At 70.3% G+C, this 12017-nt stretch carries 11 protein-coding genes and 1 pseudogene; all 12 read left to right on the top strand.

Going from position 1 to position 12017, the window contains the following annotated elements:
* Positions 1-405, top strand: a pseudogene (locus tag ACFPZN_RS54615) (hypothetical protein); the annotation flags it as partial.
* The gene (locus ACFPZN_RS54610; protein WP_464043982.1) at positions 405-1253 is read left to right on the top strand and encodes an MlaE family ABC transporter permease; all 849 of its coding nucleotides are present in this window, start codon (positions 405-407) and stop codon (positions 1251-1253) included. The pseudogene ACFPZN_RS54615 and the gene ACFPZN_RS54610, both read left to right, overlap by 1 nt.
* Entirely contained in the window at positions 1253-2101 is an 849-nt protein-coding gene (locus ACFPZN_RS54605) for an MlaE family ABC transporter permease (RefSeq protein WP_378293060.1), read from the top strand. Before ACFPZN_RS54610 ends, ACFPZN_RS54605 begins: the two co-directional genes overlap by 1 nt.
* A 7-nt stretch (positions 2102-2108) precedes the next feature.
* Positions 2109-3431 (top strand): MCE family protein, encoded by a 1323-nt coding sequence (locus ACFPZN_RS54600; RefSeq protein ID WP_378293058.1) that lies wholly within the window; start codon positions 2109-2111, stop codon positions 3429-3431.
* Entirely contained in the window at positions 3428-4459 is a 1032-nt protein-coding gene (locus ACFPZN_RS54595; RefSeq protein ID WP_378293056.1) for an MCE family protein, read from the top strand. Before ACFPZN_RS54600 ends, ACFPZN_RS54595 begins: the two co-directional genes overlap by 4 nt.
* Positions 4460-5518: an MCE family protein gene (locus ACFPZN_RS54590; protein ID WP_378293054.1), complete on the top strand. Its 1059-nt coding sequence runs from the start codon at positions 4460-4462 to the stop codon at positions 5516-5518.
* A gap of 72 nt (positions 5519-5590) precedes the next feature.
* On the top strand, positions 5591-6850 hold the full coding sequence (locus tag ACFPZN_RS54585; protein ID WP_378293052.1) for an MCE family protein: 1260 nt from the start codon (positions 5591-5593) through the stop codon (positions 6848-6850).
* Complete coding sequence (locus tag ACFPZN_RS54580) at positions 6847-8214, top strand: MCE family protein (RefSeq protein WP_378293050.1); 1368 nt, start codon at positions 6847-6849, stop codon at positions 8212-8214. Before ACFPZN_RS54585 ends, ACFPZN_RS54580 begins: the two co-directional genes overlap by 4 nt.
* Complete coding sequence (locus ACFPZN_RS54575) at positions 8211-9695, top strand: MCE family protein (RefSeq protein ID WP_378293048.1); 1485 nt, start codon at positions 8211-8213, stop codon at positions 9693-9695. Before ACFPZN_RS54580 ends, ACFPZN_RS54575 begins: the two co-directional genes overlap by 4 nt.
* Positions 9696-9712: 17 nt before the next feature.
* Positions 9713-10210: a hypothetical protein gene (locus ACFPZN_RS54570; RefSeq protein ID WP_378293046.1), complete on the top strand. Its 498-nt coding sequence runs from the start codon at positions 9713-9715 to the stop codon at positions 10208-10210.
* On the top strand, positions 10207-11109 hold the full coding sequence (locus ACFPZN_RS54565; RefSeq protein ID WP_378293044.1) for a hypothetical protein: 903 nt from the start codon (positions 10207-10209) through the stop codon (positions 11107-11109). The genes ACFPZN_RS54570 and ACFPZN_RS54565 overlap by 4 nt, the downstream gene beginning before the upstream one ends.
* 578 nt (positions 11110-11687) lie before the next feature.
* The coding region (locus tag ACFPZN_RS54560) for a hypothetical protein (RefSeq protein WP_378293042.1) at positions 11688-12017 on the top strand (330 nt) is incomplete at its 3' end.

Here is a 12017-nt window from a genome sequence, read left to right as displayed (position 1 = left end):
AACGCCCGCAAGGTCGGCCCGATCGGCATGTCGGAGGAGAAGGACGTCTCCGAGCTGGAGGCCGAGGCCAAGATGGGCCACGACCCGGGCAAGCTGCCGCCGATCCCGCCGCAGCTGATGCCGTCCGACGGGCGGGTCCGGCCGACGCAGCACGCGCCCGGCGCCTGGTGCGCGGCGCACGGCGTGGTCCCGCCGCCCGGGTCGTTCATCGACGACCTGGGCCGCAACTGGGTCGAGGAGTGGCCGCGGTACGTGTCCGCGATGACCCCGGTGGGAGGCGCCGAGGCGTCCGGCGCGACGACTCCTGACAGGCCGGTTCCGGGCGGGCCGCTGCCCGGCGGGCAGGGGCAGGGCGGCTACCAGCAGGCCGGCGGGGGCTGGCCGGGGGCGGGTGCGGGGCCCTGATGTCCTTCCCTGGTATCGGCGCGGGCCGGTGGGAGGGCAAGGACGAATCAGGATCCTCGGCGTTCCGCAGGTTCTCCGACGGGGCGGCCAATGTGGCCGTCCGGGAGCCGGGCCGGTTCTTCGCGCTGTGCCTGGACACCTTCCGGGCGATGTTCGTCTGGCCGTTCCAGTGGCGCGAGTTCATCCAGCAGGCCTGGTTCATCGTGAGCGTCACGGTGGTGCCCACGATGCTGGTCGCCATCCCGTTCGGCGGGATCCTGTCGCTGCAGGTCGGCGGGCTGATCCGGCAGCTGGGCGCGCAGTCGTTCACCGGTGCCACCGCGGTGGTGGCGATCGTCCGCGAGGCCAGCCCGCTGGTGACCTCGCTGCTGGTGGCGGGCGCGGCCGGGTCGGCGATGTGCGCCGACATCGGCTCCCGCAAGATCCGCGAGGAGATCGACGCCATGGAGGTGCTGGGCATCAACCCCCTGCACCGCCTGGTGGTGCCGCGCATGCTCGCGTGCGCGTTCGTGGCGCTGTTCCTGAACGGCCTGGTGTCGGTGGTCGGCCTGATGGGCGGCTACTTCTTCAACGTGATGCTGCAGGACGGCACCCCCGGCGCCTACCTGGCCTCGTTCAACGCGATCGCCCAGCTGCCCGACCTGCTGCAGGCCGAGTTCAAGGCGTTCGTCTTCGGCATCACGGCCGGGCTGGTCGCGGCCTACAAGGGGTTGAACGCCAAGGGCGGGCCCAAGGGCGTGGGTGACGCGGTCAACCAGACCGTGGTCATCACGTTCATGCTGCTGTTCCTGGAGAACTTCCTGATCTCCACCCTGTACTTCCAGTTCGTCCCCCAGAAGGGCATGTGATGGCGGCTCCCGGAAAGTCGGGGAAGACCGCCGTCAAGGTGGTGAACGCCCCGCTGCAGCGGCTGGAGGACTTCGGCCACCAGCTGTCGTTCTACGCCCGCGCCTTCGCCTGGATCTTCCGGGTGCTGCGCCGCTACCGGACCGAGGTGCTGCGGCTGCTGGCCGAGGTCAGCCTGGGCACCGGCGGGCTGGCGGTGATCGGCGGCAGCGTCGTGATCGTCGGCTTCATGACCTTCTTCACCGGCAGCCAGGTCGGCCTGCAGGGCTACAACTCGCTGAACCAGATCGGCACGGCCGCGTTCACCGGGTTCGTGGCGTCCTACTTCAACACCCGCGAGATCGCCCCGCTGGTGTCGGCGCTGGCGCTGTCGGCCACGGTCGGCTGCGGGTTCACCGCGCAGCTCGGCGCGATGCGGATCTCCGACGAGATCGACGCGCTGGAGGTCATGGCCGTCCCGTCGATGCCGTTCCTGGTCACCACCCGGATGATCGCCGGGATGATCGCGGTGATCCCGCTGTACATCGTGGGCCTGCTGGCCTCCTACGGCGCGACCCGGCTGATCGTGACGATCTTCTACGAGCAGTCGACCGGCACCTACGACCACTATTTCAAGCTGTTCCTACCGCCGTACGACATCCTCTGGTCGTTCGGCAAAGTGATCATCTTCTCGATCCTCGTCATGCTCATCCACTGCTACTACGGCTACCACGCCAGCGGCGGCCCGGCGGGCGTCGGCGTGGCGGTGGGCCGCGCGGTGCGCACCAGCATCGTGGTCATCAACGTGGTCGACCTGATGCTCGGCATGGCGATCTGGGGAGCCACCACGACCGTACGGATTGCGGGGTGAGGCGGCGATGACGCGAAGTGCCCGCCACCGCCTGCTCGGGCTGTCCATGGTGATCGTCATCGCGCTGCTGCTGGCGCTGACGGTCGCGCTGTTCAACAAGGCGCTCACCCCCGTGACGAAGGTGTCGGTGCGGGCCGACCGGGCCGGGCTGCAGCTGCTGCCGCGCTCGGACGTCAAGGTGCGCGGCCTGATCGTGGGGGAGGTCCGGGGCACCCGGGCGACCGCCGACGGCGCCGTCATCGACCTGGCCCTGGACCCCGACAAGGCCGGCCTGATCCCCGGCAACGTGCAGGCCCGCCTGCTGCCCAAGACGCTGTTCGGCGAGAAGTACGTCGACCTGGAGATCCCGGCGCAGGCCGGGCCGCTGGGGCTGCGCGAGGGCCAGGTCGTCCAGCAGAACCGGTCGCAGGCCGCGGTCGAGATCGACCGGGTGCTCAACAACCTGCTGCCGCTGCTGCAGGCCGTCCGCCCGGACAAGCTGAACGCCACGCTGAACGCGATCGCGACCGCGCTGCAGGGCCGCGGCGACCAGATCGGCCGCAACCTGGAGCAGGCCGACGCGCTGCTGAAGAAGATCAACCCCGAGCTCGGCACGCTGGTGTACGACCTGCGCGCGCTGTCGGACGTCTCCGACATCTACACCGCCGCCGCCCCCGACCTGCTGAACACGCTGCGCAACCTCAACGTGACGAGCAAGACGGTCACCGACAAGCGGACGACGCTGGAGGACCAGGTCATCCCGATGGTGACCGGGGTGAGCGGCAAGGGCGAGCAGTTCGTCCGCGACAACGCCCCGAAGATCATCGGGGTGAACGTGGCGAACCGGGCCGGGCTGGCGGTGGTCGCCCGCTACTCGCCGTCGTTCCCCTGCGTGCTGGACGGCATGATGGCGCTCAAGCCGCGGGCCGAGGAGGCCGGCGGCGGCAAGACGCCGACGTTCAACCTCACGGTCGAGATCGTCAAGCCGCGCCCGGCGTACAAGTACCCGCTCGACCTGCCCGAGCTGAAGGACCAGCGCGGGCCGCGCTGCTACAACCTGCCCGATCCGAAGGTGCCGTGGCCCGACTGGATGGCGCTGGACGGCACGCAGGACGACCTGTGGTGGCAGAACCCGCACGACCCCGACGACCAGAACCCGCACGGCGCCGCCGGCGGCCGCGGCCGGGCGGCGTCGGGCGTGTTCGTCGACCCCGGACCCGGCATGAGCGAGCGAGACAAGATCAAGAACGTGGTGGGCCCGATGACCAGGACCCCCGCCGCCGAGGTGTCGGACGTGGCCCAGCTGCTGTTCGGGCCGCTGCTGGAGGGATCGGTGGTGAACGTCCAGTGAAGACCACCAGCGCGGCGATCAAGCTGCTGATCTTCGTGGTGGCGACCTCGCTGGCCACGGGCGTGCTGGCGATGACGATCTCCAACATGCGGTTCGCCGACACCCGCTCCTACAGCGCGGTCTTCACCGACGTGGCGGGGCTGCTGGAGCAGGACGACGTCCGGGTGGCCGGCGTCCGGGTCGGCCAGGTGGAGAAGATCCGGCTGGCCTCCGGCAACCGGGCCCGGGTGACCTTCAGCCTGAACAGGGAGGGCGTCTTCCAGGCCGGGCTGCCCGCCTCCACGCAGGTCAACGTCCGCTACCGGAACCTCATGGGCCAGCGCTACCTGGCGCTGACCGAGGGGCCCGGGGCCGCCAACGACTACCTGCGGCCCGGCGGCACCATCCCGCTCGCCCAGACCCGGCCGGCGCTCGACCTGACCGCGCTGTTCAACGGGTTCCGCCCGCTGTTCGTCGCGCTGGAGCCCGGCGAGGTCAACAAGCTGGCGTTCCAGATCGTCCAGACGCTGCAGGGCGAGGCCGGGACGGTCAACAGCCTGCTGGCGCACGTGGCGTCGCTGACCAACACCCTGGCCAACCGCGACCAGGTCATCGGCCAGGTCATCACCAACCTGAACAGCGTGCTGGGCACCATCGACGAACGGCACGGCCAGGTCAATCGGATGATCACCGATCTGCGCGGGTTCGTCAGCGGGGTCGCGGGCGACCGGGAGGCGATCTTCCAGTCGGTGGAGGCGATCAACCGGCTCACCGGCACCACCGCGGACCTGCTCAACGACTCCCGGCCCGCGATCAAGAACGACATCGCCGGGCTGCGGAAGCTGACCGCCACGCTGAGCGAGAACGACGACGACATCGACAAGGCGCTGCGCGGCGCTCCGAAGCGGATGGAGGGGCTGGTCAACATCTCCTCCTACGGGTCCTGGTTCAACATGTACATCTGCGGCATGGACGCCCGCGTGCGCCTGCCCGGTGGCCCCGTCTACCAGACCCCGACGATCGTGAACGAGAACGCGAGGTGCAAGTAGATGAGGGCGCCCTTCCGGGAGCGCAACCCGGTCCCCATCGGCCTCGCCGCGTTCGCCGTCATCGCCGTCGCGCTGCTGGTCGCGATGAACCTGCAGAGCATCCCGTTCCTGGCCGGCGGGCGCGAGTACAGCGCCGCGTTCGCCGAGGCCGCCGGGCTGAAGGCCGACGAGGAGGTGCGCGTCGCCGGGGTCAAGGTCGGCCAGGTCACCGGGCTGGAGCTGGAGGGCTCCCACGTGAAGGTGACCTTCCGGGTGAACGACGACGTGCGGCTGGGCGACACCACCCGCGCCGAGATCAAGATCAAGACGGTGCTGGGCGCGCACTACGTCGCGCTGGACCCGCGCGGCAAGGGACGGCTGAACAGGCAGATCCCGGTCGAGCGGACCGCGGTGCCGTTCGAGGTCGTCCCGGCGATCAGCGAGCTGACGCAGCGGGTCAACCAGATCGACCACAAGCAGGTGGCGCAGTCGTTCGACGTGCTGGCCGACACCTTCCGCAACTCCCCGGACGAGATCAGGGCGTCGCTGCAGGGGCTGCGCCGGCTCTCCAACACCATCGCCTCGCGCGACGAGCAGCTGCACGAGCTGGCCGGACGGGCGAAGAACGTCTCGGAGCTGCTGGCCGACCGCAACCAGGACTTCGCCAGGCTGATCGAGGACGGCGACAAGATCCTGCAGTCGGTGCGGGCCCGCCGCCAGGTGATCCACCAGCTGCTGGTCAACACGGTGGTGTTCTCCCAGCAGGTGAACGCGCTGATCAAGGAGAACGAGGCGCAGCTTCGCCCGATGCTGAACAACCTGGAGAAGGTCAACGCGGTGCTGCTGAAGAACCAGCAGAACCTGGACCGGCTGATCCAGCTGTTCGCGCCGTTCACCCGGCAGTTCACCGACGTCACCGGATCCGGGCGGTGGTTCGACAGCTACATCCAGAACCTGATCCCGATCCCCGCCTCGATCCAGAACCCGCCCGCGCAGGGCGGCCAGACCCAGCAGCGGCAGGGCGGCCAACCCAGGCAGCCGGGCAACGGCAACGGCAACCCGCTCCCCTTCCTCCCGTAAGCGAGCAGGCAGGTCAACGTGCGCAGTGTTAGTTCCGTCCCCCTGACGGGGGCCCGCCCCCGCCAGGCAGGTATGGTCCTCCGGCTGGGCGGCGCGATCCTGGCGGTCGCCCTGCTGGCGGCCGCGCTCGTGCTGCTGCTGCGGGAGCCGGAGCAGCGCCGCATGACGGCGTACTTCACCAAGGCCGTCGGCCTGTATCCGGGCGCGGACGTGCGCGTCCTCGGCCTCCCGGTCGGCAAGGTCACCGAGGTCACCCCGGTCGGCGGCGCCGTGCGGGTGAGCCTGGAGTACGACGCCGAGTACAAGGTCCCCGCCAACGCCCAGGCCGTGATCGTCAACCAGACGCTGGTGGCCGACCGCTACATCCAGCTCACCCCGGTCTACAAGGGCGGGCCGGTCATGCCCGACCGGCAGACCCTGGCGGTCAACCGCACCGCCGTACCGGTCGAGGTGGACGAGGTCGGCAAGGGCCTCAACGACCTCAGCCGGGCCCTGGGCCCCGAGGGCGCCAACCAGCCCGGCCCGGGCGGCCAGGACGGCGCGCTGTCGCGGCTGCTGCAGGTCGGCGCCGACACCCTCCAGGGGCAGGGCACCGACATCCGGCAGACGATCGCCGACACCTCCAAGATGCTCAGCACCCTCAGCGCCGACCGGCACGACGTGGCCAAGACGATCGAGAACCTGCGGATCATCACCGCCACGATGAAGGCCAACGACCAGCAGATCCGGCGGTTCAGCGGCAACCTCAACGGGGTGTCGGCGCAGCTGGCGGGGGAGAAGGAGGAGCTGAGCGCCGCGCTCAACACCCTCGGCCCCACGCTGCGCAACGTCCAGCGGTTCATCAAGGACAACCGCGGCCAGCTGTCCGACAACGTCCGGCAGCTCGCGCAGATCACCGGTGTGCTGGTGAAGGAGAAGGACGCCCTCGCCGAGGTCCTGGAGACCGCGCCGACGGGCATCGCCAACCTGGCGAGGGCCTACGACCCGATCAGCGGCACCATCCACAACCGGGCCGACCTGCGGCAGTTCCACGACCTGGCGGACTGGGTCTGCTCGCTGGCCTACTCGGTCGGCACCCCGGCCAAGCAGTGCCTGGACTTCGTCACCCCGGTCAACGGGATCGGCAAGGTGCTGACCGGGCTGAGCCTGGACCTGTCCTGGATCACCGCGCTGACCACGCACTACGACCCCGAGCCGATCCCGCCGGACGCCTACGGGCCGGGCGGGAAGAGCGGCAACGGCGGCGCCAAGGCCCAGCCGCGGTCGCAGTCCAGGCCGCAGACCACCAAGCCCAGGGACATCAGCGCGCTGCTCCCCGGAGGTGGCCAGTGACATCCCCCTCGAACCGTTCGCGCCGCCGTCCGGCAGGGCGCCTGGGACGGGTCGGCGCGGTCGCGCTGGCCGGGGTGACGGCCCTGTCGGGCTGCTCGTTCCGCGGCGTCGACTCGCTGCCGCTGCCCGGCGGCCCCGACCTCGGCGGGAACCCCAAGACGATCAAGGTCGAGTTCGGCAACGTGCTGGACCTGGTGCCGCAGTCGGTGGTCAAGGTCAACGACGTCTCGGTCGGCAAGGTCGACCGGATCGAGCTGGCCGGCGGGCAGAGCGGCTGGCACGCCGTGGTCACCCTGAAGGTGCGCGACGACACCCGGCTGCCCGACAACGCCGTCGCCACCATCGGCCAGACCAGCCTGCTGGGCGAGAAGTTCGTCGCGCTGGCCAACCCGCCCGGCGAGCAGCCCCGCGGCGAGCTGACCTCCGGCGACCTGATCCCGCTGGCCCGCACCACCCGCAGCACCGAGATCGAAGAGGTGCTGTCGGCGATGTCGATGCTGCTCAACGGCGGCGGCCTGGAGCAGGTCTCCACGATCACCCGCGAGCTCAACACCGCGATGGGCGGCCGCACCTCGACGATCAAGTCGGTGCTGCAGCGGGTGAACACGTTCGTGGGCACCCTGGACCGCAACCGCGGCGAGATCACCCGGGCCATCGACAGCATCGACCGGCTGACCGGCAAGCTGTCGGCCGAGCGGCGCACCATCGCCGACACCATCGACAAGACCGGCCCGGCGCTGACCGTGCTCAACCGCAACCGGGCCGACCTGACCAAGATGCTGCGGGCGCTGGAGCGGCTCAGCCGCACCACCACCGACGTCATCACCAAGTCCAGGACGGAGCTGCTGGCCAACCTCAAGGACCTCGACACGATCCTGCGCAACCTCAACAAGGCCGGCGCGGATCTGCCCAAGGCCCTGGACGGCATGCTGACCTACCCGTTCCCGTCCACGTTCGGCAACGTGATCAAGGGCGACTACGGCAACGTGCGGCTCACCCTCGACCTGGACCTGGAGAACGTCGCCCAGAACCTGTTCGGCGGGACCGCGCTGGAAGGGCTGCTGGGCGACGGGCAGCAGATGCGCAACATGCTCACCGTCCCGAACGTGACGCTGCCGGAGACGCCGCTGGGCGTGCTGCCGGAGATGCCCGGCGGCGCGGGAGGCACCGGCGGGACGGGCAACGGCGGCGGCCTGCCGGGCCTGCCCGGCGCCGGCGACGGCGGCCTCCCCGGCCTCAACGGCACCCAGAACGGCACGGGCGGGACCGGCGGCACCGGGAACGGCGGCAACCGGCCGCGATCCCTGGCCCCGCCACCCGGCTCCAACGATCTCCAGACGCTGATGACAGGGGGGCTGTCGTGATCCTCAAGCGCGGCGTCAAGCTCCAGCTGATCGTGTTCGCCCTCATCACGGTCATCGGCGTCACGGTCGTCTCGGTGAACTACATCGGCGTGGGCCGCGGCCTGCTCGGCCGCCAGTACACCGCCTACGTGGACCTCAGCGACTCCGGCGGGGTCTTCACCAACGCCGAGGTGACCTACCGCGGCGTGCCCGTCGGACGGGTCGGCCCGATCCGGCTCACGTCCAACGGCATCAAGGTCGAGCTGCGACTGGAGCGGGGCCGGCGGATCCCGCGCGAGGGCACCGCGGCCGTCGTCGCCAACCGGTCCGCGGTCGGCGAGCAGTACATCGACCTGCAGCCCGCCAAGGCCGGCGGGCCGTACCTGGACCAGGGCGAGCCGTACACCATCCCGCGGCATCTCACCAAGCTCCCGGTGTCCACCGCCGAGCTGCTGCGCAACGTCGACAAGCTCGTCTCGTCGGTGAACCCGCGGCAGCTGGGCACCATCGTGGACGAGCTCGACCGGGCGTTCTCCGGCTCGGCCTCCGACCTGCAGGCGATCCTGGACGACACCGACCGGATCATCCAGACCGCCGACCAGGCCTACCCCGACACCAAGCGGCTGCTGGACGACGGCGCCGTCGTGCTGAACACCCAGCGCTCCCAGGCCGCCAACATCCGCGGCTTCGCCCGCAACCTGAACGAGCTGACCACCCAGCTGCGCCGGGACGACCCGGCGCTGCGCCAGACGATCGACGCGATCCCCGGCACGGTCTCCCAGCTCGACAAGACCATCGACGGGCTGGCGCCGACGCTGCCGGTGCTGCTGGCCAACCTCACCACGACGGGCCAGATCATCGCCTCCCGCCAGGCGGGGCTGCGCTCGCTGTTCATCCTCTACCCGCTCACGCTGGGCGGCGCGTTCACCGTGACCCCCGGCGACGGCACCCAGCACCTGGGCCTGGCGCTCAACATCGACTCGCCGCCCCCGTGCACCAAGGGCTTCCGTCCCAAGGACGACTGGCGCTGGCCGCAGCGCACCGAGAAGAAGACGCCGGACCTCAACCGCAGCTGCACCGAGCCCAAGGACTCCGGCAACGTCGTCCGCGGCTCCCGCAACTACCCCAAGGACGCGAACGTGCCGCCGCCCGCCGTGCCGCCGGGCGCCACCGACGGCGCCGGCTTCCCCGCGGGCGGGGCGTACGGCGACGGCTCGGGCACCTCGTCCGACAAGGGCGCGAAGGGACCGCGCGCGCAGGCGCCGAGCGACGGCGGGCAGGGCTCGACGCTGTCGGGGCAGCAGGTCACGCTGCAGTCCGGCAACAGCGTCTACATTCCCTTCCCCGCCAAATCGGTGGAACTGGCCGGGTACGATCCGTCGACCGGCTGGGTCTACGGGCCGGACGGCAAGCGCTACCGGATGGGCGCCACCGGCAGCCAGCAGCGCCTGCTGGGTGACGCCTCGTGGAAGATGCTCCTACTCGACCCGCTCATGCGGTGAAGGGAAACGGCGCGATAGTGAAGTCGGACGCGAACCCCCGCGGCCGGATCGGGGTGTGGACGCTGGGCGTCGTGATCGCCGCGCTGGCGGTGGTCGCGGGCCTGCTGGGCAGGGAGATCTGGTCGGCCCAGCGGGACGAGGACCGCAGGGCCGCCGCGCTGCAGTCCGCCAAGCAGACCGCGATCAACATGCAGACGCTCGACCACCGGAACCTGCAGAAGGACATCGACCGGGTCACCGGCGGGATGACCGGCACCGCCAAGGACCAGTGGGCCACGCTGGCCAAGACGCTCGCCGACACGGTCAGCAAGACCAGGACCGCCTCGTCGGTGCAGACGGCGCGGGCCGGCCTGGTCTCCATGGACCGCGACTCCGCCGAGGTCATCGTCTGGGTGTCGGCGATCTCCACGAACGAGAAGGTGCCGCAGGGCATGCCGATGACGGGCCGCTGGGACTTCGAGCTGACCCGTGACGGCGATCGCTGGCTCGTCTCCAAGCTGGGGGTGGTTCCGTGACGTCCCGCGACACCGAGACCGAGGTCGAGAGCGCCGAGCGGCGCGCGGCCGAGGCGAAGGAGAAGGCCCGCCGGGCCGCCGAGCTGGCCGAACTGGCCGAGCAGGCGGCCAGGGAGGCGGCCGAGGCCGCCGCCGCGCTGGAGGCCGGGGAGAAGGCCGCAGCGGACGAGGCCGCCGAGGCCGCCGAGGCCGTCGACAAGGACGAGGCCGAAGCGGGCGCGGAGGCGGACGATAAGGCCGCCGAGGAGGAGACCGAGCCGGTCGTCTCCGGCGCGGCCGCCAAGCCCGACCTGGTCAAGCCCGAACCCGAGGCCGGGACCACGACCGAGAGCGAGCCCGAGCCCAAGATCAAGGCCAAGATCAAGGACACGGACGGCGAGAAGAGGCGGCGGCGCGTCCGCGTCCCGCTGCCCGCCGGGGGCTCGCGCAGGCTCGTGGTGCTCGGCCTGGTGGCCGTGCTGGGCGCGGCCGGCGTGGGCTGGCTGTGGACGAAGAAGTCCCAGCTGGACGCCACGGAGACCGCGACCAGGCAGGCGACCTACGCGGCGACGCAGGCGGCCCAGAGCATCTCGTCCTACGACTACCGCACGGTCGACTCGGACATGCGCAAGGCCACCGCGTACGCGACGGGCGACTTCCGCAAGCAGTTCGAGACGCAGGCCGAGCGGGTGCGGACGCTGGCGCCGCAGCAGCAGGCGATGGTCACCGGCACCGCGGTGAAGACGGCCGTCGAGGACATCTCGCCCGACTCCGGGACGGTCCTGGTGTTCCTCAACCAGCAGACCGTCAAGAACTCCGAGAAGGGCGAGGCGCAGCGGCTGCCGAGCCAGTTCACGCTCCGGCTGGCCATGACCAAGGTCGGCGAGCGCTGGCTGGTCTCCAAGGTCGAGGTCCTCTAGACGGCAGGGTCGGCCCCCGGACGGCGGGGGGTCTCCGTGGAGGCCCCCAGGAGGCTCTCAGGGGGCGTACGAGACGTCCGGGCGCCCGTCCTGGAACAAGGGGCGCCCGTCATGGCGTTCCATCCTTAGGTGAGCCCTCGAAGGGCCCCGTCCGGAGACCTTCCACAACCCCGTCCGACACGCCCGGCGACGGCGCCGGAATGTGCTGGAAGCACTGTGTGCAGGGGGTTCTGGAGGTTCGCCGGCGGGACCTGAGAGTGGCTACCTGCCGGTAGGTGGCCGGAATCCTAAACTATGGCCTTCCTCACTGCAGGTCAGAGCCCGAAAAGTCCAAGTCCGCTCTTGACTCGGCGGCGTTCAGAGGCGATGCTCCATGGCAACGTGATGCATACTTCGGCGCTAGAGTTGCGAGCGGTGTGGTAGTCGGCTACACTGCCCCTTTGCGCTGCCCTCTGACTATCCACGTGTGAGAGCACCCCTGTCGTGCCCCTTTTCGGGGCTCTTCGCCCGGGTCTCCCGCCTGGATCGTCTGGCGTGCGTGTCGTCAGTTACGCCGCGAGCCCTCGGAAGGACCACTCTTGGCAGCCTCGCGCAACGCCTCGAATACCGCAACCGGTCCGAACCGCGTCTCCTTCGCGCGCATCAAGGAGCCGCTCGAAGTCCCGGACCTCCTTGCGCTGCAGACCAACTCCTTTGACTGGCTGCTGGGCAACGAGAGGTGGAAGTCCCGGGTCGAGGCGGCCCAGAAGGCCGGAGACAAGGCCCCGACGCAGTCGGGTCTCGAAGAGATCTTCGAGGAGATCAGTCCCATCGAGGACTTCTCCGGGACCATGTCCCTGTCGTTCCGGGACCACCGGTTCGAGCCGCCCAAGTACTCCGTGGAGGAGTGCAAGGACAAGGACATGACC

It is taken from the genome of Actinomadura rugatobispora, assembly GCF_042656285.1.
In the GTDB taxonomy this organism is placed as follows: Bacteria; Actinomycetota; Actinomycetes; order Streptosporangiales; family Streptosporangiaceae; genus Spirillospora; species Spirillospora rugatobispora.
This window is presented reverse-complemented; position numbering and strand designations above follow the sequence as displayed.